Raw genomic sequence first — 21,462 nt, 5'->3', positions numbered from 1 at the left:
GGCGGACGGCGCCGCCGCGATCACGCTCAGTATCGATAAACTCCGCCATTCGGACGATCCGTTCCTCGTCCAAGTCTGGAAGCGCTCTCTCAATCTGAACGCTCGGTAATGATCGTCGCTCAAAAAATCATCCGAGCAGGCCGGCCTCGCGGGCCGACTTCAGCGAGGGCTTGACACGGTGGGTCGGGCCGACCCGCTCCGCGACCGCATCGAGGGTCTTGAGGCCGTCGCCGGTGTTGAAGATGACCGTTTCGGCGTTGGGGTCGAGCTTGGCCGATTCGACCAGCTTCTTGAGCACCGCGGTGGTGACGCCGCCGGCCGTCTCGGCGAACACGCCGGTGGTGCGGGCCAGCAGCTGGATGCCGGCGCGGATCTCGTCGTCGTCGACGTACTCCATCCAGCCCCCGGTCCGGCGCACCGCCTCCAGCGCGTAGACGCCGGCCGCCGGGTCGCCGATGTTCAGCGACTTCGCGATGCCGGTCGGCCGCACCGGGGTGATCTCGTCGACGCCGTCGTGCAGCGCCTTGGCGATCGGGTTGCAGCCGGCCGACTGGGCGCCGAAGACCTTCCACTCGCTCGGCGGCACGAGCCCGATCTCGACCAGCTCGACGAACGCCTTGTCGATCTTCGTCAGCAGCTCGCCGCTGGCCATCGGGATGACCACCTGGGCCGGGATGCGCCAGCCGAGCTGCTCGGCGACCTCGTAGCCGAGCGTCTTGGAGCCCTCGGCGTAGAACGGCCGGACGTTGACGTTGACGAACGCGGTGTCCTCGAACTCGTCGGTCTCCGTCAGCTCGGAGCAGAGCCGGTTGACCTCGTCGTAGGAGCCCTCGATGGCGACGACCTCGCCGCCGTACACCGCCGTCATGACGACCTTGCCGGGCTCCAGGTCGGCCGGGATGAACACGGTCGACGGGACGCCGGCGCGCGCGGCGTGCGCGGCGACGGAGTTGGCGAGGTTGCCGGTGGAGGCGCAGGAGTACCGCGTGAAGCCCAGCGCCCGCGCGGCGGTCAGCGCGACCGACACGACCCGGTCCTTGAACGAGTGGGTCGGGTTGGCCGAGTCGTCCTTGACGTACAGCGGCGCGGTGAACCCGAGCTCCTTGCCCAGGCCGTCGGCCTTGACCAGCGGGGTGAGGCCCGGGTCGAGGGTGACGCGGGTGGACGGGTCGACGCCGACCGGCAGCAGCGGCGCGTAGCGCCAGATGTTCTGGGGACCCGCCTCGATCTGCTCACGTGTCACCCGGGCCAGCGCCTCGGGGTCGTAGCCGACCTCGAGCGGGCCGAAACACTCGTAACAGGCGTGCTGCGCGGCGAGCGGGAAGGTGGCGCCGCAGCCGCGGCACACGAGGTTGCGGGCGGGCGAGTCGGTGAAGACGCCGAGCGTCGAGGTCATGGCGGGAGGCCTTCCTCTCATCTTTCCGAGCGCGGTTTCGCGCAAGGACGGATTTGGCACCTACCGCGAGCGGGCGGGCCTCAGCATCGAGACGCTCGCAGGGGTTGCCGGGGCTTCATCGGGCCGTATCCCTCTGCCCCTCTGGATGAGGTATTCAGTTGTTCCCCGATTGTAAGGGGCGCCACCCGGGCCCGGGTATGAGCCATCTCACGGGGTGGACGGGGCTAGCGTTCACTCATGCACCCGATCGCGGCGGACTGGTTCGCACGGCGCACGTCCGGCTGGCGGGACTGGCCGGAGGAGGACGTGCTCGCGGCGAAGGGCGATACCCGGGTGAGCGTGGTGCTGCCGGCCCTGGACGAGGAGCCGACCGTCGGGGAGATCGTGACCGGGGTACGGACGCTGGGGCCGCTCGTCGACGAGGTGATCGTGGTCGACTCGGGCTCCGTGGACCGCACCGCCGAGGTGGCGGCGGCGGCCGGGGCGACCGTGCACCACCGCGACGACATCCTGCCGGCGGCCGGGTCTCGGCCGGGCAAGGGCGAGGTGCTGTGGAAGGCGCTCGCGGTGACGAAGGGCGACGTGCTGGTGTACGTCGACGCCGACCTCACAGACTTCCGCCCGCACTTCGTGACCGGGCTGCTCGGCCCGCTCTTCGCCGACCCGGCCACGCTGATGGTCAAGGCGTTCTACGACCGGCCGCTGCTCGACGTCTCCGCGGCCGGCGGCGGGCGGGTCACCGAGCTCGCCGCCCGGCCGCTGCTCAACGCCCACTTCCCGGAGCTCGCCGGGGTGGTCCAGCCACTGGCCGGCGAGTACGCGGCGCGGCGCACGCTGCTGGAGTCGCTGCCGTTCGCGGCCGGCTACGGCGTGGAGACGGGGCTGCTCATCGACACGTTCCGCGGGCACGGGCTGGACGCGGTGGCGCAGGTCGACCTCGGCCAGCGCACCCACGGCCACCAGGACACGGCGGCGCTGGGGCGGATGGCGGCGACGATCGTGCACACGATCCACGCCCGGGTGGCCCCCGAGCGGGCGCTCTGGCCGACGCTGACGCAGTTCGAGCGGCATGACTCCGCGGTGGTACCGCGAGAGACGCCCGTTTCCCACCCCGACCGCCCGCCGATCCGGACGGTCCCCGGCTACGGGGCCGCCTGACGCCCCGCGACGGTGGCGCCGCCGGCCACGACGAGCATCGGCCTCATGACTCGGGCACGAAGCGCCACAGCTGCGCGGTCGCGGTGCCGGCGCCCAGCACCGCGAGGACGAGGGCGCCCCACTCGGCGGTGAGCAGCCACCACGGCGTCTCGATGACGGCCACCGGGTCGTCGCCGGTGAACGAGCCGACGATGACGGCCACGGCGATGAGCAGCATGACGACGAGCAGCAGGACCGCTATGAGGCGCAGCACCCACTGGCCGGTGCGGCCGCCGAGGCGGGCCAGCAGCGTGCTGCCGGCCGCCACCGCGGCCCCGAACCCGCTGGCGATCGCGCCGAGCAGGGTGAAGATGCGGGCGGTCTCCACCTCCGTCGGCCCCTGCGTCAGGTTCGACGTCTGCGCGAAGTGCGTCCACTGCACCAGGTGCGCCTGGTCGTAGTAGAGGCCCGCCGCGAGGGCGGCGAGCCCCACGACCAACACGCACGCGCCACCGAGGGCGGAGATCCGCATGGACGGGCACCCTACCGGCCGGTAGCGGCCCGTCCATGCAGGGGTCCGCAGCCCTCAGCTCACCACGCGCTGCGTCCTCAGCTGACGACGTCCTTGCGCAGGAAGCGCCACCAGGCCAGGGAGAAGAACACGGTGGCGTACATCAGCGCAGCCACACAGCCCTTGACCAGATCGCCGGTCTGCATAGGGCTGGACAGCAGGCCCAGCCAGGCGTCGGCGTAGTGGGTCGGCAGCACGGTGCGCAGGTTTCCCAGCGCGGTGATCTGGTCGAGGATGTTCGACAGGATCTGCAGCAGCACCGCCCCGCCGACGGCGCCCAGCGGCGCGTCGGTCGACACCGACAGCAGGAACGCCAGGGACGCCACGACGAGCAGGGACACGCACAGGTACCCGACGATCTCCAGCAGCCGCACCACGCTCGTGCCGGCCGGGATCTCCCCGCCGATCGGGGCGCTCAGCGGCGCCCAGCCGTAGCGCAGCGTCCCGGCCAGCAGCGCGGTGGCCACCAGGGTGAGGATCGCGAGCAGGCTGTAGAGCAGCGCGACGGTCAGCTTGATGCCGAGCAGGCGCGCCCGGGGCACCGGCATGGCCAGCAGGTAGCGCAGGCTCCCCCAGCTCGCCTCGCTGGCCACGGTGTCGCCGCAGAACAGCGCGACCACCACGACGAGCAGGAAGCCGGACGAGACCAGCAGGGTGAACAGGGTGAAGTTCGGGCCGCCGGAGGTGGCCAGGTCCGACAGGCGGGAGAACTCGCCGTTGTTGCCGCCGCCGTTGTCGTTGCCGCTGTCGAGCTGGAACGCGGTCAGGATGATCAGTGGCAGCAGCACCATGAAGCCCAGCGCCAGCTGCGTGCGCCGGCGCGAGGCCTGCCGTCGGATCTCGGTCCACAGCGAGAGGGTCGCGCCCGGCCGGTAGCCCGCCGCGCCCCCGATCACAGCTGTAGCTGTATCCATGCTCACGCGTCCTCCGCTTCGCTGCGGCCGTGCAAGGGCCGTCGACTGTGCTTGTGGTGAGCGGTCTCAACGCCCAGTCTGGCTCGACGAGGCTTCGCGACGGTCGACCCAGACCGGGCGCCGCTTCGCTCCGAACCGCTCACGGCCGCTCCCCGCTCGCCTTGGTGTCCCCGCCGACCAATGAAAGGAATGCGTCTTCCAGCCGCCGGCGCGGCGCGACCCGGTCGATGCCGACCCCGGCGCGCACCAGCGCCGCCACCATCTCGGCGCGCGGCATGCCGTCGACGTCGACGACCAGCCCGCGGCCGTCCGCCGCGGCGACCGAGCGGACGCCGGCGAGGTCGCGCAGCACCTTCTCGGCCTCGACGACGTCGGAGACGTCCAGCTGCACCGTCGGGGAGTCGCCGACGATGTCCTCGACCGGCCCCGCGGCGACCACCTCGCCGCGGTGCATGACCACGACGTCGGTGCACGTCTGCTCGACCTCCGCCAGCAGGTGGCTGGAGACCAGCACCGCCCGCCCGCCGGTGGCGTAGCGGCGCAGCACCCGGCGCATCTCGGCGATCTGCGGCGGGTCGAGCCCGTCCGTCGGCTCGTCGAGCACGAGCAGCTCCGGCAGGCCGAGCATGGCCTGCGCGATCGCGAGGCGCTGCTTCATGCCGTGGCTGTAGGTGCGCACCTTGCGGTGCACGGCGCTGCCGAGGCCGGCGATGTCGTAGGCCTCCTCGAAGCGCGCGTCGGCGGCCGGGCGGCCGGTCGCCTTCCAGTACAGCTCCAGGTTCTGCGCGCCGGTGAGGTGCGGCAGGAAGCCCGGCCCCTCGACCAGCGCGCCGACCCGGGACAGCACCGGCGCGCCGGGCAGCAGCCGGTGGCCGAAGACGAGGATCTCCCCCGACGTCGGCCGGGTGAGGCCCATGAGCACGCGCAGCGACGTCGTCTTGCCGGCGCCGTTCGGGCCCAGCAGGCCGACGACCTGCCCGCGGTTGACGGTGAAGTCCACCTTGGCGACCGCGACGAAGTCCTTGTACTCCTTGCGCAGCCCCCGCACGACCAGCGGCGTGTCGACGAGGTCGGTCTCGAAGCTGCGGTCGATGCGCCGGGCCCGGCGGCGGGCCAGCAGCAGCACCAGGACGAGACCGAGCGCGATGGCGGCGACGAGGCCGATCAGGACGTACACCCAGATCACATCGGGGTCGGCGAGCGGCGTGCCGGCGATGGCGGGCAGCGTGACCGCGCCGTCGACCGCCACGGTGTACACCACCGGCTCCGACGGCGACCAGTAGGCGCTGTCGGAGGTCGCCACGGTGATGCCGATCCGGTGCCCGGCCTCGAAGCGGTGCACGACGGCGGGCAGGGTGACGGTCACCGGCACCGCGCCGGAGATGTCCTTCGCCAGCCCGGTGAGGCGGATCGGGGCGATGAGCCCGTCCGGGATGTTCCCCGGCGAGCCGTCGCCCGGCAGGTCGTAGAGCTTGACGAACAGCGTCGCCTCGCCGGTCGGGGACGCGGCCCGCAGCTTGACGGCGGGCGCGCCGGCGACGTCGAGGGCGCCCAGCAGCGGCGCGGAGACGAAGCTCGCGTTCTGGCCGGGCACCTCCCGGGTCACCCCGGCCCCGGCCGCCCCGGCCGCGCCGAGCAGGCTCGACAGGCCGGCGATCGGCAGCGACGAGATCGCGGCCGGGTTGCCGTCCGGCGGGTTGGCGATCGACTGGGCCGGGCCGCGCAGGTCGACCGACGTGCCCGCGTCGTGCAGGCCCGGGTAGTCCGCCACCTTGGACGCGGTGGTGACCACGCCGCGGCCCTGCGCGTTGAGGCCGGAGACACGCGCGTAGGTGAAGCTGTTCTCGGGCGCCGCGCCGTTGCCCTTGAGGTAGTGGTCGAGCCACTGGCCGGCCAGCAGCCGCAGCCGGTCGACCTCGGACTGCGGGCCGGTGCCGCCGTCGTGGCCGCCGGTGAACCAGGCGACCCGCACCGGGGTGCCGTTGGCGGCGATGCCGCGGGCGTTGGCGTCGCCCTCGCTGAGCGGGAACAGGGTGTCGATCTGCCCCTGGACGAGCAGCGTCGGCGCCTTGATCTTGTCGATTACGGACGACGGCGAGGACTTGCGCAGCAGCGCCTCCGAGGCGGGCGTGGCCCGGCCGGTGGCGGCGATGTCGAGGTACGCCCGGCAGATGTCGGCGGCGAATCGGCCGCACTGCGGGTTGTCCGGGTTCTCCGACGAGCCGAAGAACAGCCCGGCCCACTGCTTCTTGAACACCCCGCCCGGCAGGAAGACGTTGACCAGGTCGTTCCAGGTGATCATCGGCACGATCGCGTCGATGCGCGGGTCCTGCGCGGCGAGCAGCAGCGACAGCGCGCCGCCGTAGGAGCCGCCGACCGCGGCCACCTTCGGGTCGCCGCCGACCTTGGCGATGTCGGGCCGGGCGGCCAGCCAGTCGACGAGCCGCTGGGCGTCCTTGACCTCCCAGTCGGGGCTGTCGACATGGATCTCGCCGGTGGAGCGGCCGAAGCCCTGCGCGGTCCAGGTCAGCACGGCGTAGCCCTGGTCGGCGTACAGCTCGGCGTCGCCGCGGACGCTCTGCTTCGTGCCGCCGAAGCCGTGCGCCAGCATGATCGCCGGGACCGGGTGCCCCGCGCTCGCGGACTTGGGCACGTACAGCGTGGTGTCGAGGCTGACCTCGGCCGAGTCGTCCGGCCCGGTGCGCACCGTGATCATCTGGTCGGCGGTGCGGAAGCTCTTCGGCTTGGGCGCCGCCGCCCAGCCGACCAGCCCCGCGACGAGCACGATGGCAACGGCGCCGGAGATGATCCGGCGCCGGCTGAGGCTGGGCAGGCGTAGTCGCATTCGCCAACCGTACGCACCCGACGTGGCCGGAGGCCGAACCACTCAGGCCCTTCTCAGCAACGGCTACGCTCGACTGCGTGTCGGCGACCTTGACGCTCACTGCCAGCCTGCGCCCCGCCGCGCTCGATGCCCGCCGCGGCGTCGTGCGCCTGCACCCGGAGGTCATCACCGCGCTCGGGCTGCGGCCGGGCGACCCGGTCACGCTGACCGGGCGGCGCACCTCGGCCGGCATCGTCGCGGTCGCCGAGCCGAGCGCGAGCCGGGCCCTGCTCTACGCCGACGACCTGCTGCTGGGCAACCTCGGCCTGCGCGACGGCGGCCAGGTCACCGTGGCCCCCGCGCCGCTGCGGGCCGCGTCCGGGGTGACGCTCAACGGCCCGGCCGAGATCATGGCGGTGGTGTCGCCGGAGATGCTGCGGCTGGCCCTGCTGGGCAAGGTCGTCACGGTCGGCGACAACGTCTCGCTGCTGCCCCAGGACGTCTCGCTGGGCACCCTGTCCGTCTCCACGCCCGCGGTGCACATGGTCGACCGGGGCCTGGTCGAGGCGGCCCGGCGCAGCCTGTCCAACACCGTCGGCTACGCCTGGACCAGCGCCCTGCTCAACGTCGTGGCCGCCGACCCGGACCCGGGCGCGCTGGTGACCATGGACACCGCCGTCGGCTGGCAGCACGGCCAGGCCACGCACTCACCTGGCAGCGTCATGGCGACGCCCGGCTCCGCGCCGGCCGCCGTCCCGACGCCCGGCCCGGCGGGCGCGACGGCCGGCGCGGCCGCGAGCGCGCCCGCGGTGCCGCCGCCGACGCTGGACGACCTGCCCGGCCTGCGCGCCCAGGCCGAGCAGCTGATCGAGCTGCTGGACCTCGGCTTCCACCACGGCGAGGTGCTGACCCAGCTCGGCACCACCGTCTCCCTCGGCGTGCTGGTCACCGGGCCGGCCGGCTCCGGCAAGTCGGCGCTCGTGCACGCCGTCGCCGGCGAGGTCGAGGCCCAGGTGATCGCCCTGTGGGCGCCGGAGATCGCCGCGCTGACCAACAACGACGCCGCGGCCCGGCTGCGGCGGGCGGCGGACGAGATGCGCGGCGCAGTCAGCGAGCACCGTCCGGCGATTCTGCTGATTTCGGACGTCGACGCGCTCGCCCCGCGCGATCAGCCCGGGCCAATGGCCACCGTGTTCCGCCAGCTGCTGGGCGAGCTGATCCGCGAGGGCGAGGCGGTCGTGTGCACCACCAGCCGCCCCGAGTCGGTCGACCCGGCGCTGCACTCCCCCGAGTTGCTCGCCCACGAGATCTCGCTGCCGCTGCCCGACGCCGCGCTGCGCCGCGAGCAGCTGGCCGTGCTCACCCGCGGCATGCCGCTGGCCGAGGACGTCCGCCTCGACGACGTCGCCGCCCGCACGCCCGGGTTCGTCGCCGCCGACCTGGCGGCGCTGGCCCGCGAGGCCGGGGTGCGGGCCGCGCTGCGCCACCGCCGCGAGGCCGAGACGCCGCGGGTGCTCATGGCCGACTTCGAGGCGGCGCTGGAGGTCGTCCGCCCGACGTCGATGGCCGAGAGCTCGCTCGAGCTGGCCAAGGTCACCCTCGACGACGTGGGCGACATGGTCGAGGTCAAGCAGACGCTCACCGAGTCGGTGCTGTGGCCGCTGTCGTACCCCGACGCCTTCTCCCGCCTGGGCATCGAGCCCCCGCGCGGCGTGCTGCTCTACGGCCCGCCCGGCTGCGGCAAGACCTTCCTCGTCAAGGCGATCGCCGGCACCGGCAAGGCCAACGTGCTCTCGGTCAAGGGCGCCGAGCTGCTGTCGAAGTGGGTCGGCGAGTCGGAGCGGGCCGTGCGCGAGCTGTTCCGCCGCGCCCGCGAGGCGGCGCCGACGCTGGTCTTCCTCGACGAGGTCGACGCGCTCGCCCCGACCCGCGGCCAGGCCACCGACGGCGGCACCACCGACCGGGTGGTGGCCGCGCTGCTCACCGAGCTCGACGGCGTCGAGTCGCTGCGCAACGTCGTCGTGATCGGCGCCACCAACCGCCCCGACCTCGTCGACCCGGCGCTGCTTCGCCCGGGCCGGCTGGAGCGGCTGGTGTTCGTGCCGCCGCCGGACGCCGACGCGCGGGCCGAGATCCTACGGGCGGCGTCGAAGTCGGTGCCGCTGGCCGCCGACGTGGACCTGGGAGCCCTGGCCGCGTCGCTGGAGCGGTTCTCGGCCGCCGACTGCGCGGCCCTGGTGCGCGAGTCGGCGCTGGCCGCGATGCGCGAGTCACTGGACGCCACCGAGGTCACCGCGGAACACGTGGCCACGGCTCGGGAGCGGGTCCGCCCGTCGCTGGACCCGACGCAGGTCGAGTGGCTGGCGAACTATGCGGAGCAGCAGAAGGTGCGCTGATCCGCCGGGTCCAGGCGTACCAGGCGTGCGTTGGTCAGCGCCTCCTGGCCGCGCGCACTACCGGCGGCGGGCGCGGGAGGCGCGCAGCCGGCGCAGCCGCTGGACCACCACCGGGTCGTGCGCCAGGGCCAGCGGGTTGTCGAGCAGGGCGTTGAGCAGCTGGTAGTACCGCGTGGCGCCGAGCCCGAACGTGTCGCGGATCGCCTGCTCCTTCGCGCCGGCCTGCCGCCACCACTGCTTCTCGAAGGCGAGGATCCGCTGGCTGCGCTCGTCGAGCTCGGCCGGCTCCTCGGCGACGGCGACGTCCGGCCGGGCCGGCGCGCGATCGTCGTCGCCGTCGACGAAGTCGTCGACGTCCTCTGTGGACGGTTGCGCCGGGACGCGGGCGGCGGCGAGGTCGTCGCGCTTCATCGTCGCTCCTGGCTGATCGGGGGGCAGCCTCCTCACCCTAGCGCCTGTTTCATCACTGAGGCGGGGCAGCGGCCGGCGCAGATTCCGCCTCAGTCTTGAAACAGGCGCCAGCCGCTCACCGGTTCACAGCACCCCGCTCTCGCGAGGCCCGCCGTCCCAGGCCGGGACCACACGCCGCAGGTGATCGGCGGTGAGGAACGCGCGGCGCAGCTCGGCCGGCATGCCCTCAAACGGCGACACCTGCGACGCGTGGTGGGCGATGGCCTTCTCGCGCCCGGCCAGGTGCGCCGAGGTGTCGACGACCGTCGTGATGTCGGCGTCGGGCGTGCCCGGGACCTCCGCCTCCAGGTACGGCGAGTCCGGGTTCGCCCCCGCCAGGTGCGCCAGCCAGCGGCGCATGAGCGTCTGGGGCAGGCAGTACAGGTACACCTTCCGGATGGGCGTGGTGGCGCGCCGGACGGCGGCGAGGGTCGCGTCCCGGATCGCGGCGTGGTCGCGGTGCCCGTCGCCGGCGTCGAGGGTCACGACCACGTCCGGCCGGAAGTCCTCGATGCGGGCGAGCACCCGCTCGGCCACGTCGGCCGGGTCGGCGCCGACCAGCGTGCCGGGCCCGGCCGGGCCGTCCATCCCGGAGTCGGCGAGCCCGAGCAGGTCCACCCGGGAGACCCCGAGCAGCTCGGCCGCGGCCCGCAGCTCGCGCTCGCGCACGGCCGGCAGCTCGGCCGCGGTGACGCCGCTGCCGGGCGCCGGCTCGCCGGCCTCCCCGCGGGTCGCGCAGACCACCGCGGTCGCGGCGCCGGCCGCGGCCGCATGCAGCAGCAACGACCCGCACCCGAACGTCTCGTCGTCGGGGTGTGCCACGACAACCATCAACCGGACCGCCATTGGGAACCTCCTCTATGAATACTGCCCAATGCAGTATCTGGCGCGAGTAGACACTGCCCTGGGCAGCATGTCAACGTGACTGTCATGTCCGGGACGAGAACGACCACCTCCTACGCCCTGCTGGGCCTGCTCGCGGTGCGCGACTGGACCACGTACGAGCTGGCCAAGCAGGTCAGGCGCAGCCTCAACTGGTTCTGGCCGCGGGCCGAGCGCAAGCTCTACGACGAGCCGAAGCGGCTGGTCGAGCAGGGGCTGGCGACGTCGGTGCGCGAGCAGACCGGCCGGCGGGCCCGGACCGTCTACCGGATCACCGGCGCCGGGCGGGCGGCGCTGCGCGAGTGGCTGGACGAGCCCGCGGCGCCGCGCGGCATCGAGTTCGAGGCCATGGTGAAGGTCTTCTTCGCCGACGCCGGGTCGCTGGAGCAGCTCACGGCCACGCTCGAGCGCATCGCGGCGGAGGCGGAGGAGCGGATCGCGGCGCTGGCGGAGATGGCGGCGGCGCGGCCGGTGCCGTTCGCGCAGCGCGCGCACATCAGCGCGATCGGGCTGCGGCTGCAGTACGAGCAGGAGGACGCGGTGCGCCGCTGGGCCCGGTGGGCGCGGGCGCAGGTCGAGCAGTGGCCGGACACGACCGACCCGGGCGACTGGGACGCGCTCGCCGCCCTCGACGACCTGGCCGCCGCCCGCCCGGCCGGCGGCTAGGCGGTGACGATCTTGACGCCGGCGGCGCGGAAGGCGTCCAGCGTCGGCTGGGTGGCGTTCGAGTCCGTGACGAGGGTGTCGATGCGGTCGATCGGGCAGATCCGGGCGAACGCGTGGCCGCCGAGCTTCGAGCTGTCGGCGATGATCACGACGCGGCGGGCGCGGGCGACCATGAGGCTGTTCATTGCGGCCTCGCCCTCGTGGTGCGCCGCGGCGCCGAGGGTCACGTCGAGCGCGTCGACGCCGAGCAGGGCGATGTCGAGGGTGACGTCGCGCAGGATGTTGCCGCCGAGCGGGCCGACCAGCTCGAAGGACTGCGGGCGGACCACGCCGCCGGTGACGACGATCTTCATGCGCGAGCGGACCAGCAGCTCGTTGGCGATGTTCAGCGCGTTGGTGACCACCGTCAGCTGGGCGTCGTCGACGCCGCCGGTGAGCTCCGGGCGCACCGCGAGCGCGCGGGCGACCTCGGTGGTCGTGGTGCCGCCGTTGAGCGCGACGACCATGCCCGGCGAGACCAGGGCGGCCGCCGCGGCGCCGATGCGCTGCTTCTCCGGGGCATGCTTGGCCGTCTTGTACCGCAGGGGCAGGTCGTAGGACACCCCGTTGGCCACGGCGCCGCCGCGGGTGCGGGTGATCATCTGCTGCTGGGCGAGCTGGTCGAAGTCGCGCCTGATCGTCGCCTGCGACACGTCGAGCCGGTCGGCGGCGTCCTCCACGCTGATCCGGCCGCTGTCGGTGAGGATCTCCAGGAGCGCGTTCCAGCGCGCGTAACGGTCCACGGCGACCCCCTCCCTGCGCATACGGTGCGAGATGTGTGCACAATAATGCGCGAAACAGCGGGTAAACGCAAAGGCAACTGCTCGAACCGGCGAGTGCGGTACGGTTGCCAGCCCACCCGCGGGTGCGCAATGATGCGCGAACCAGCTGAGTTTTATGCACCGACGATCAGGCGAGGTTTGAGCCGCACATGACGCAGACCGTGATCGCCCTCGATGTCGGGGGCACCGGGATCAAGTGCGCGCTGGTCGGCGCCGACGGCGACGCATTGCACACGGTCCTGCACGCGCAGCGCCACCCCACCGGGGCCGACCGCGGCGGCGCGGCCGTCATCGAGACCATCCTGAGCATCGCCGAGGGGCTGGCCGCGACCGCGCGGGCCAAGGGCCTGGAGCCGGTGGGCGCCGGGCTGGTCGTGCCCGGGGTCATCGACGAGGTCAACGGCGTCGCGGTCTGGGCGGCGAACGTCGGCTTCCGGGACGTACCGCTGAAGGCTCTCCTCGAGGAGCGCCTCGGGCTGCCCGCGGCGCTCGGCCACGACGTGCGCGCCGGCGGCCTGGCCGAGGCGCGGCTGGGCGCCGGCCGGGGCCAGGACTACGTCCTCGTCATCCCGATCGGCACCGGCATCGCGGCCGCCAACGTCGTGCACGGCCAGGTGTACACCGGCGGCCACGGGGCCGGCGGCGAGATCGGCCACATCGTCGTGCGCCCCGGCGGCCCGGTCTGCGGCTGCGGCCAGCGCGGCTGCCTGGAGGCGATCGCCTCGGCGTCCGCGGTCGGGCGCCGCTACTCCGAGCAGGCCGGCCGCGGCGCCACCGCGCAGGAGGTCGTGGCCCTGGCCGCCGAGGGCGAGCCGATCGCGGTCGCCGTCTGGCGCGAGACGATCGACGCGCTGGCCGACGGGCTCATGACCGGCATCGCGCTGTTCGACCCGGCCGTGATCGTGCTCGGCGGCGGGCTCGCCGAGGCCGGCGAGGCGCTGCTGGCGCCGCTGCGCGAGGGCGTGCACGCCCGCGTGACCTTCCACCGCGAGCCGGAGATCACCCGCGCCGCGCTGGGCGACGAGGCCGGCTGCCTGGGCGCCGCCCTCATCGCGCTCGACAACTTGCAAACGAAGGGAAACGCGCAATGACGGTGGTCTCCGGGGTTCGGGTCGTGGCGGGCGACCGCGTCATCGACAACGGCTTCGTCCGGGTCGAGGGCGAGCGGATCGCCGAGGTCGGCGAGCACGACGGCCCCGCAGCCACCGGCACCGCCGTGGCCGGCTTCGTCGACATCCACGTCCACGGCGGCGGCGGCGCGACCTTCACCACCGGCGACGCGGACGAGGCCCGCAAGGCCGCCGCGTACCACCTCGCGCACGGCACCACGACCATGCTCGCCAGCCTGGTCACGTCGCCGCCGGAGCTGATGATGAGCGCCACCAGGGCGTTCGCCCCGCTCGCGGCCGAGGGCGTGCTGGCCGGCATCCACTTCGAGGGCCCGTACCTCTCCCAGGCCCGCTGCGGCGCCCAGAACCCGGCCCACCTGCGCCACCCGTCGACGGACGAGCTCGACGCGCTCATCAAGGCCGGCGAGGGCGCGGTCCGCCTGGTCACCATCGCGCCCGAGCTGCCCGGCGCCCTCGACGCGATCCGCCTGCTCGTCGAGCGCGGGGTCGTCGCGGCCATCGGCCACACCGACGCCACCTACGAGGAGACCCTGGCCGGCGTCGAGGCCGGCGCCACCGTCGGCACCCACGTGTTCAACGGCATGCGCCCGCCCCACCACCGCCAGCCCGGCCCGGTCTTCGCCCTGCTCGGCGCGGCCGGCGTGGTCTGCGAGTTCGTCGCCGACGGCATCCACCTGCACGACGGCACGCTCGCCTTCGCCGCCTCCGTCACGGGGCCGGCCCGGGCCGCGCTCATCACCGACGCCATGGCCGCCGCCGGCATGCCCGACGGCACCTACGAGCTGGGCGGGCAGAGCGTCGAGGTCGCCGGCGGGGTGGCCCGGCTGACCCGCGACGGCGCGATCGCCGGCAGCACCCTCACCATGGACCAGGCGTTCCGCCGGGCCGTCGGCGCCGGGCTGTCGCTGCTCGACGCGTCCCGGATGGCCTCGGCGACGCCGGCCGGGGCGATCGGCCTGGCCGGCGAGGTGGGCGCGCTGCGCCCGGGCCTGCGGGCCGACCTGGTGCTGCTCGACGACGACCTCAACGTTCAGCGCGTGATGCGCGCCGGCTCCTGGGTCTCCTCGACGACGTCGTAGAACGGCCCGGCCCATCCGGCCCTCGTGAGGCGGCCCCCGAGCGGGATGTCGTCCCACGGCACGCGGCGCAGCAGCCGTTCGAGGACCAGGCCGACCATGAGCGCCGCGATGCCGTCGGTGAACCAGTGGAAGCTCAGGTAGGTCGTGGTGAACACGACCACCAGCGGGATCGTGTACCGCAGGGCGGTCACCAGGCGCGGGCGGAGCACCCCGGTCAGCATGGTGGCCAGCACGCCGTAGAACACGATGGTGTTGACGACGTGGCCCGACGGGTAGGACATGCCCGTGTCGATGCGGAAGAGCCACTCGGGGTTGCTGATCTTGTGGTCGCTCGGCGCGGTGCGGTCCGTCCACACCTTCAGCGGGCCGATGGTCACGTAGGTGATCAGCTCCGCCCCGAGGAACGGCAGAAACGGGCGGACCGTGTGCCGGGCCCGGCTCATGAAGAAGGCGGCGATCGCCACCAGGGGGGTGAGCACCATCCCGCCCTGGCCGAGCAGGTTGCCCACCCGCAGGGTGATGTAGAACCAGTGCGGGCGGTGCGCGTCGACGAAGTCGCGCACGGCCGTGTCCACATGCAGCAGCGGGGTCCGCGCGGCCAGCAGGAGCGTGACCGCGACGAACCCCGCTACGAGCACCGCGTCCAGCCACCAACCAGCGGGACGGATCGGGCGTAACTCGAGGCGCACCAGACGAACCTACATGAGCTGCCGCAACTGCTCGGCGATCCGGTCCAGCCGCACGCCCGAGTTGGGGCAGCCGCCGAAGTGGTGCAGGGCGATGACCTTGTTGGTACGCCGGGAGATGACCGGCGAGCCGGAGGAGCCCCCGTCGGTGTCGCAGAAGTACGACATGTCGGTGTTGGCCGCGTAGCCGTCGTACGCCGGGTCGTCGACCGCGCAGTTGCCGCTGCGCTCGGTGCTGTCCTGCGTGGTGATGACCGTCGGCGCGCCCCGCGGGTGCTGCGGGATGTAGAGCTCCTCGCCGCGCACGGGGGCCCGGTCGTCGATCTCCAGGTAGCCGAACTGCTGGATCTGCCCGAAGTTCTTCACGCTGAACAGCGTGTAGTCGAGGATGTCGTCGGTCGCGAGCACCTGGTCGCCCATGACCTTCACCGGGCGCAGCGTGGCGCCGCCGTCGCACCGCGCGCACTCGTAGTTGAACCAGACCTCGGTGCTGCGCGCCTCGCGGGTCGTGGTGAAGCAGTGGTGGTTGGTCAGCATCCGGTTCTGGGTGCCGACCCGCCACGCCGTGCACAGCTCCACGCCGTTGATGAGGATCCGCGCGACCGGCTTCGAGTTCGCGTACGCGACCGGGTCCGCCGACTTGTAGCAGGCCGCGTTCTCGGTCTCGTTCGTCCGCCCGCAGATGCTCTCCTCGTGCGGCGCGGCGGCGAGCGCGGCGCGGCGGTCCGCGTCGGCCTTGGCCCGCTCGGCGGCGGTCTGCCCGCGGGCGACCCGGTCGACGGTCACGCCCATGCTCGCCAGCTTCGACCGGATGCCGAACACGTCGTCCTTGGCCTTCTGCACCCGCACGACCGCGCGGTCGCCGGAGACCGACATCGACCAGTTGTCCGAGTCGCTCAGATCCTTCGAGGTGTACTCGTAGTGCTCCGTCCCCCGCGCATCGCTCACGACGACCTTGTCGCCGTCGGAGAGCGCCAGGCGCGAGAAGTGCACCTTCACGTAGTCGGCGCCGGCGTACGTGAACGTCCGGCTCGCCGAGCGCTCGATCTCCCCGCCGGTCACCGACTCCAGCACGCCGGCCGCCTCGCCGCCCGGCTCCTGCAGCCCGGACACGTCGTGGAACAGCCGCAGCGACGGCGCGCTGGCCGGCGCCCGGGCCGGCAGCGTCGCCGGGCGGGACCCCGCCATGGCGACCCCCGCCCCGGTGAGGGCGAGCAGGGAACAGACCCCTGCCACGAGCAACGACCTACGCCGCATGAGCGCGTCCTCCCGATGATGTCCGCAAGAAGGGAACGCCCGCAGCGTCAGGGGGTAAATCGGGCGATCCGCCCATTCAACGACGCATCCCGCCGCCAGGAGGCGGGAACTCAGCGAACTCCGTCGACCGTCCCGCCAGTACGAGCCAACAGGTCGCCCAGTCCCAGCCGCGTCGTTACCACGGTGAGCAGGTCGTCGGCGCGCAGCACGTACGCGGCCGGCGGGGCCCACACCGTGTGGCGCTCCTCGTCGGTCGCCACGGCCAGGACCCGCACCTCGCCGACCTCCTGCGCGGCCGAGACCGGGCGGCCGTCCAGCTGCGAGCCGGCGCAGACCGGCACCTCGGCCAGCAGCAGCACCCGGCGGTCGACCGGGATCGTGCCGATGACCTCGCGCTCGAGAAGGGCGGCGGCGAAAGCCGGGGCGGCGAGGTACGACACGCTGCGCGAAGCGGTGATGCCGAAGGCGCGCTGCACCCGGTCGGCGAACCGGCCGTCGAAGAGCCGCAGGATGACCCGCAGGTCGGGCTTGAGGGCCCGGCTCTCCAGCGCCGCCTCGAGGTTGGCCTGGTCGTCGGTGGAGACCACGACGAGCGCCCGGCAGGTGTCGACGGAGGCGGCCCGCAGGGTCTCGATGTTGCTCGCGTCGCCGACGATGAACGGCACCCCGCGCTCGCGGGCGGCCTGGGCGCCGCGGGCGTTCTCGTCCCGGTCGATGACCACGACCGGCACGCCGAGGTCGACGAAGGAGTGCATGACCCGGGTACCGACGTTGCCGAGCCCGACGACGACCACGTGCCCCGACATCGGCTCGCGCAGCCGGCCCAGCGCGATGGCCAGCCGGGCGTTGACGACGGCCTCGACGACGGCGGCCGTGACGATCGGGATGAGCGCGACGTTGACCAGCCCGAGCGCGGCGGTGACGAGCTTCTCCGGCCAGGACTCCTCCAGGTCGGGGTTCGCGCCGGTGAGCTCCGACAGCAGCGTCACGTAGGCGGCGTTCCACCAGGCGATGTGCTTGTAGTGGGCGATGACCGCGGAGCCGGCCAGGCCGACGGCCAGCAGGGCGAGGGCGGTGAGCCACAGCCGCCGGCTGATCAGCCCGCGGATGCTGCGCAGCGGGTTGCGCCAGCCGCGCCGGCGGGGCCGCGGGTCGTGGCGCGAGAGGACCGTGGCGGCGCCCTCGCCGTTGGCCACGGCCAGTACCAGATCGGCCTGATCCTGATCTTCCGGCAGCAGCTCGGGGTCGTCCGCGCCGGCGGTCCGGGCCAGCCCGCAGACCACGTCGTCGGGGCGCACCTCGTCGCGGCGGGCCACGAACAGCGTGCGCTGCGCGACCCGCACGTGCACGGGCGCGACCTCGCCCAGCGCCTCGGAGACGAACGCGGGCGCGGCCATCTGCGCGTCGGAGAGCACGCGGACGTCGGCGAAGTTGCGCCGCACGCTGTGCCCGAGCCGCAGGTTGAACATCCGGATGACGAGCCGGATGCGCCGGTTGAGCTCCTGCGCCTGCAGGGCCGCGTCGAGATTGCCGATGTCGTCCTGCTTGACCAGCGCGAGCGCGTCGGCGTCGGCGAGGCCGGCCCGCTCGAACGCCTCGGTGTCGGGCCGGTCGGCCTCCACGACCCGCCCGCCGCTGTCGGCCAGCAGCTTGGCGATCTCAGGCCCGTGCCGCCGCTTGACGCTGGGCAGGATGGCGGTGACGTGGACGCCGTACTGCTCGATGAGCTCCTGGCAGAGCCGCAGCGCCAGCGGATCGTCGCCGCAGACGACCACCCGCTTGGCCGGCCCGTGGACCGCGTGCCGGGCCGCCGGCTCGCTCTCGGCGGCCGGAAGCGACCACGGACGGGTGATCGCCTGAACGCGTGGAAGGTTCCCCCGCAGCCGCCTCATCAGCCACGACTCGGACGCCACCGGGCGATCCTAGCGAAGATCACCAGTTTCCATCGCCCGCCGGCCTCGTTGGACCGAGACGAATCGCATTGTCGACCAGATGGGTTTTCACCGATGAACACGTGGTTTCGCCGGACGGTAGGCACCGTCGGCATCGCGGGCGGCATGCTGCTGCTCGGCGCCGGCGCCGCGCACGCCGATGACACCGCATTGGCACCCGGCCAGCTGGACGATCTGTTCACGCCCGCGGGCGGCCCGAACAACCAGTCGCTGCAGATGCAGGCGCACGGCGACCGCATCGACACCAGCGCCGCGTCGACGACGAACGAGGCCGGCGGGCGCACCACGTCGGCGTCGCTGCGCACGAACAGCCTCAACGGCCGGCCGATGCCGGGCGTGCTGACCGGGCTGCCGCTGTCCAGCCTGGTGCCGACCGAGAGCCTGGGCCTGCCCCGCACCACGTCGAGCCGCCTGCCCGGGCTGCCGCCGCTGCCGACGTCGACGGCCGGCACCGAGGACTCCCTCGCCGCGCTGCCGCTGGTCGGCCCGCTGACGAACCTCAGCCAGCTCGGCCTGCCCGGCACCGACACGCTCCAGGGCGCCTCGATCGCGGACACCTCCACCGCGTTCCCGGCGGCGGCGAAGCCGTCCCCGCGCCGCGCCAAGACCGAGGCCCTGCCCCTGGTCGGCGGCCTGCCGCTGCTGGGCAACGGCCTGCCGGTGCGCGGCACCCTGAAGCCGGTCGACGACTACGGCATCCCGATCGGCGCCGCTACCGAGGACGACGCGACGGAGGCCGCCGGCCTTCCGGTCGTGGGCGACCTACCGCTCGGCGGCAGCGACGTGCTGAAGAACGACTCGGTCACCGGCGTCCCGGTCATCGGCGGCGTCGGCCCGACCCCGGGCGTGAGCACCTCGGCGGTCGCGAACCGCTTCGTGCCCACCACCGGCGCGCTCCCCCAGGCGACGAGCGGCCTGCCGCTGCTCACGGAGAGCGCCTACGCCCCGCGGCACGCCTCCTCCTACACGCCGCGCCACTCGTCTTCCTCGGAGGAGGCTCTGCCTCTGGTGACAGGCCTGCCGGCGGTGGGTGGCCTGGCCGGCGGGGTGCTGCCGATGTTCAGCGGCATCGTCGGCTGATCGTTCGTTTCAACGGAAATGTCCGGCCGCTGGCGCGGCCGGATATTTCCGACATTTCAACATTTAGTGGTACGATAGCTCGCCTGCCCGGATCTGCCCGGGCAGGCGATTCTCATACGGCGCCAGCGGGCAGGCCCAGGCGTCGTCGTACGCGCAGGACGGGTTGTAGGCGTAGTTGAAGTCCAGCCGCACCCGCCCGTCCGGCAGCGCCTCCACCCCGCGCCCGTGGGTGCCCTTCACCGTGTCGGTGAGGTAGCGCCCCGCCCCGTACGTCTCCCTGCCGCTGGTCCCGTCGCGGAAGGGCAGGAACAGCCCGCCGCCGTACGCCGCCAGCCAGAACAGCGTCAGCGGCCCCCACGGGGTGTCGAGGATCCCGACCCGCTCGTAGCGCAGCACCCCGTCCTCCCCGCCGGTGGCGATCTCCAGCTCGCCCTCGGCCGGGGTCAGCGGCACCGTGGCCACGAACTCCTCGCTCGGCGGGAAGTAGCGCAGCGGCCCCGGCGCCGCGGACTGCGGATGGGTGGCGAACAGGTCGTCGCGAAGGGCCCGGAACCCCGCCAGGTCCGCGTCGGACAGGTACATGGCGGCGACCCGGGCCCGGAAGTCGGCGAGTGCAAGAGCGTCCACGCGCTCGAAGCTACCTGCGCAGCGGGGCGCCGGCCTCGTGCAGGTGACGCAGGGCCTGGGTGTAGGACGAGACGAAGGACGCCGAGTGGTACGGCACCCCGATCTCGGCGCAGTAGCCCTCCACGATCGGCTGTGCGCGGCGCAGGGCGGGCGTGGGCATGTTCGGGAACAGGTGGTGCTCGATCTGGTAGTTGAGGCCGCCGAGCGCGATGTCCAGCCAGACGCCCCCGCGCACGTTGCGCGACGTGAGCACCTGCTTGCGCAGGAAGTCCAGCTCGTCGTCGCCGCTGAGCACGGGCATGCCCTTGTGGTTGGGCGCGAACGTCAGGCCGAGATACAAACCGAACAGCGCCTGGTGTACCAGCACGAACGCGACGGCCATCGCGGGCGACAGCAGCAGGAAGACGGCGCCCAGATAGACGGCGATGTGGCCGTACAGCAGGAATCCCTCCAGCCGTCGCCGCTTCACCGACGGGATCGCGCGGGCACTCTGCACGTGGAGGTTGAAGCCCTCGAGCAGCAGCAGCGGAAAGAACAGCAGCGCCTGGTGGCCGCCGATCAGCCGGGCCACGCCCCGCGCCCGCTCCGCCTGCCGGGTCGACCAGACGAGGATGTCCGGCGCGACGTCGGGGTCGTGCTCCTCGTGGTTGGGGTTGGCGTGGTGGCGGGTGTGCTTGTTCATCCACCAGCCGTAGCTCATCCCAATGCCGGCGTTGCCCGCCAGCAGGCCCAGCGCCTCCGACCAGCGGCGGCCGCGGAAGACCTGCTTGTGGGCCAGGTCGTGGGCGACGAGGGCGACCTGGGCGTACGCGATGGCGAGGACGGCGGCGAACCACAGACTGTGCGTCAGGGCCAGCCCCGCCCAGCCGCCGGCGTAGAGCGCGGTGACGAGGGTGAGGCGGACGGCGTAGTACCCCGGCCTGCGCTCAAGCAGCCCGGCGGCGCGGACCCGCTGGGAAAGGGCGGTGAAGTCGCTCGACCGCGGCGCGTCAACCAGAACTGTCATGCGCCTCAGCCTCCCGGCTGCGGCGCCGACGATCGAACCCGTCAGCCCCCTTGTTCCGTGGTAGTGCTGCCCCCACCCCTAGGGGTGCGGCCGGAACCGCGTCGGCGTCCGCGTGAACCGGGCCTCCTCGAGCGCGAACACGTCGCTCGGGGCGATCCGCACGGTCGCGTTGACGTCCGGGTCGAGAAACGACAGCTCGAGCCCGGCCTGGTACTTGGCGTTGGTGGCGTCGAGGAACGCGCGGATCCGGTCCGTGTCGGTGACGACGTCCGCCGTACCGTCGACGATGACCGGCGCTCGTCCGTCCTCGGTGGTGATCGTGCACGCCGGGTTGGCCCGCAGGTTGCGTATCTTTCGCGACCGCACCGAGCTGGAGAACCACACGGCGTCGCCGAGCCACACGGCCCAGACCGGCATCGCGTGGGGGCGCCCGTCGGGCCGTACCGTCGACAGCCAGTAGTTGTGCGAGTCGCGGAGCCGGTCGCGGACCGCCTCCCAGTCGAGCAGCCCCTCGTCGCCCTCCTCGATGCCGTACCCCGGCATCCAGGGCCGTCCGCGCTGCATACCCATGTGCGGAAGCCTAGGCTT

The 21,462-nt window shown here is 73.1% G+C and carries 19 protein-coding genes and 1 riboswitch; of the genes, 6 read left to right on the top strand and 13 right to left on the bottom strand.

Going from position 1 to position 21,462, the window contains the following annotated elements; genetic code table 11:
- Positions 1 to 127: 127 nt before the first annotated feature.
- On the bottom strand, positions 128 to 1,396 hold the full coding sequence (thrC, locus tag ACQEVU_RS53510; RefSeq protein WP_433338652.1) for a threonine synthase: 1,269 nt from the start codon (positions 1,394 to 1,396) through the stop codon (positions 128 to 130).
- A gap of 14 nt (positions 1,397 to 1,410) precedes the next feature.
- Positions 1,411 to 1,548: riboswitch (SAM riboswitch) on the bottom strand.
- Between the two features lie 85 nt (positions 1,549 to 1,633).
- On the opposite strand from thrC, the gene ACQEVU_RS53505 reads away from it, so the two are divergent.
- Positions 1,634 to 2,554 (top strand): glucosyl-3-phosphoglycerate synthase, encoded by a 921-nt coding sequence (locus ACQEVU_RS53505; RefSeq protein ID WP_433338650.1) that lies wholly within the window; start codon positions 1,634 to 1,636, stop codon positions 2,552 to 2,554.
- A 43-nt stretch (positions 2,555 to 2,597) separates the two neighbouring features.
- Here the strand turns inward: ACQEVU_RS53505 and ACQEVU_RS53500 are convergent, their stop codons facing one another.
- The 3 genes from ACQEVU_RS53500 to ACQEVU_RS53490 all read right to left on the bottom strand — a co-directional run bounded on the left by ACQEVU_RS53500 (position 2,598) and on the right by ACQEVU_RS53490 (position 6,863).
- Positions 2,598 to 3,065 carry a hypothetical protein gene (locus ACQEVU_RS53500; protein WP_433338648.1) on the bottom strand — a complete coding sequence of 156 codons (468 nt, stop codon included), beginning with the start codon at positions 3,063 to 3,065 and terminating at the stop codon, positions 2,598 to 2,600.
- A gap of 77 nt (positions 3,066 to 3,142) precedes the next feature.
- Positions 3,143 to 4,018, bottom strand: a complete 876-nt coding sequence (locus tag ACQEVU_RS53495; protein WP_433338646.1) for an ABC transporter permease — start codon at positions 4,016 to 4,018, stop codon at positions 3,143 to 3,145.
- Positions 4,019 to 4,157: 139 nt separating this feature from the next.
- Complete coding sequence (locus ACQEVU_RS53490) at positions 4,158 to 6,863, bottom strand: alpha/beta fold hydrolase (RefSeq protein WP_433338644.1); 2,706 nt, start codon at positions 6,861 to 6,863, stop codon at positions 4,158 to 4,160.
- 77 nt (positions 6,864 to 6,940) lie between these two features.
- On the opposite strand from ACQEVU_RS53490, the gene ACQEVU_RS53485 reads away from it, so the two are divergent.
- Complete coding sequence (locus ACQEVU_RS53485; RefSeq protein WP_433338642.1) at positions 6,941 to 9,238, top strand: AAA family ATPase; 2,298 nt, start codon at positions 6,941 to 6,943, stop codon at positions 9,236 to 9,238.
- A gap of 57 nt (positions 9,239 to 9,295) precedes the next feature.
- Here the strand turns inward: ACQEVU_RS53485 and ACQEVU_RS53480 are convergent, their stop codons facing one another.
- Both ACQEVU_RS53480 and ACQEVU_RS53475 read right to left on the bottom strand, forming a co-directional pair.
- Positions 9,296 to 9,649, bottom strand: a complete 354-nt coding sequence (locus ACQEVU_RS53480; protein ID WP_433338640.1) for a DUF3263 domain-containing protein — start codon at positions 9,647 to 9,649, stop codon at positions 9,296 to 9,298.
- Positions 9,650 to 9,772: 123 nt separating this feature from the next.
- Positions 9,773 to 10,534 (bottom strand): PIG-L deacetylase family protein, encoded by a 762-nt coding sequence (locus ACQEVU_RS53475; protein WP_433338638.1) that lies wholly within the window; start codon positions 10,532 to 10,534, stop codon positions 9,773 to 9,775.
- 84 nt (positions 10,535 to 10,618) lie between these two features.
- Here ACQEVU_RS53475 and ACQEVU_RS53470 point away from each other — a divergent pair, with 84 nt between their 5' ends.
- A complete protein-coding gene (locus ACQEVU_RS53470; RefSeq protein ID WP_433338636.1) occupies positions 10,619 to 11,236 on the top strand; it encodes a PadR family transcriptional regulator in 618 nt (205 codons plus the stop codon).
- Here the strand turns inward: ACQEVU_RS53470 and ACQEVU_RS53465 are convergent.
- Complete coding sequence (locus ACQEVU_RS53465) at positions 11,233 to 12,018, bottom strand: DeoR/GlpR family DNA-binding transcription regulator (RefSeq protein ID WP_433338634.1); 786 nt, start codon at positions 12,016 to 12,018, stop codon at positions 11,233 to 11,235. The two genes, ACQEVU_RS53470 and ACQEVU_RS53465, sit on opposite strands and share 4 nt — an antisense overlap.
- 188 nt (positions 12,019 to 12,206) lie before the next feature.
- Here ACQEVU_RS53465 and ACQEVU_RS53460 point away from each other — a divergent pair, with 188 nt between their 5' ends.
- Both ACQEVU_RS53460 and nagA read left to right on the top strand, forming a co-directional pair.
- Entirely contained in the window at positions 12,207 to 13,148 is a 942-nt protein-coding gene (locus ACQEVU_RS53460) for an ROK family protein (protein ID WP_433338632.1), read from the top strand.
- A complete protein-coding gene (nagA, locus tag ACQEVU_RS53455) occupies positions 13,145 to 14,266 on the top strand; it encodes an N-acetylglucosamine-6-phosphate deacetylase (protein WP_433338630.1) in 1,122 nt (373 codons plus the stop codon). Before ACQEVU_RS53460 ends, nagA begins: the two co-directional genes overlap by 4 nt.
- Here nagA and ACQEVU_RS53450 read toward each other — a convergent pair.
- The 3 genes from ACQEVU_RS53450 to ACQEVU_RS53440 all read right to left on the bottom strand — a co-directional run bounded on the left by ACQEVU_RS53450 (position 14,218) and on the right by ACQEVU_RS53440 (position 18,122).
- Complete coding sequence (locus ACQEVU_RS53450; protein WP_433338628.1) at positions 14,218 to 14,955, bottom strand: phosphatase PAP2 family protein; 738 nt, start codon at positions 14,953 to 14,955, stop codon at positions 14,218 to 14,220. The two genes, nagA and ACQEVU_RS53450, sit on opposite strands and share 49 nt — an antisense overlap.
- A 9-nt stretch (positions 14,956 to 14,964) precedes the next feature.
- Positions 14,965 to 16,188, bottom strand: a complete 1,224-nt coding sequence (locus ACQEVU_RS53445; protein ID WP_433338626.1) for a trypsin-like serine peptidase — start codon at positions 16,186 to 16,188, stop codon at positions 14,965 to 14,967.
- Between the two features lie 131 nt (positions 16,189 to 16,319).
- Positions 16,320 to 18,122 (bottom strand): potassium channel family protein, encoded by a 1,803-nt coding sequence (locus tag ACQEVU_RS53440; RefSeq protein ID WP_433338624.1) that lies wholly within the window; start codon positions 18,120 to 18,122, stop codon positions 16,320 to 16,322.
- A gap of 93 nt (positions 18,123 to 18,215) precedes the next feature.
- On the opposite strand from ACQEVU_RS53440, the gene ACQEVU_RS53435 reads away from it, so the two are divergent.
- Positions 18,216 to 19,241, top strand: coding sequence for a hypothetical protein (locus tag ACQEVU_RS53435; RefSeq protein WP_433338622.1), 1,026 nt, complete (start codon positions 18,216 to 18,218; stop codon positions 19,239 to 19,241).
- A 63-nt stretch (positions 19,242 to 19,304) separates the two neighbouring features.
- On the opposite strand, the gene ACQEVU_RS53430 is transcribed toward ACQEVU_RS53435, so the two are convergent.
- The 3 genes from ACQEVU_RS53430 to ACQEVU_RS53420 form a co-directional block, all read right to left on the bottom strand.
- A complete protein-coding gene (locus ACQEVU_RS53430; protein ID WP_433338620.1) occupies positions 19,305 to 19,868 on the bottom strand; it encodes a DUF1684 domain-containing protein in 564 nt (187 codons plus the stop codon).
- 10 nt (positions 19,869 to 19,878) lie between these two features.
- On the bottom strand, positions 19,879 to 20,874 hold the full coding sequence (locus tag ACQEVU_RS53425; RefSeq protein ID WP_433338618.1) for a fatty acid desaturase family protein: 996 nt from the start codon (positions 20,872 to 20,874) through the stop codon (positions 19,879 to 19,881).
- Between the two features lie 78 nt (positions 20,875 to 20,952).
- Positions 20,953 to 21,444 (bottom strand): pyridoxamine 5'-phosphate oxidase family protein, encoded by a 492-nt coding sequence (locus tag ACQEVU_RS53420; RefSeq protein WP_433338616.1) that lies wholly within the window; start codon positions 21,442 to 21,444, stop codon positions 20,953 to 20,955.
- Positions 21,445 to 21,462: the final 18 nt, after the last annotated feature.

It is taken from the genome of Dactylosporangium sp. CA-139066, assembly GCF_050936175.1.
Lineage (GTDB): Bacteria > Actinomycetota > Actinomycetes > Mycobacteriales > Micromonosporaceae > Dactylosporangium.
This window is presented reverse-complemented; position numbering and strand designations above follow the sequence as displayed.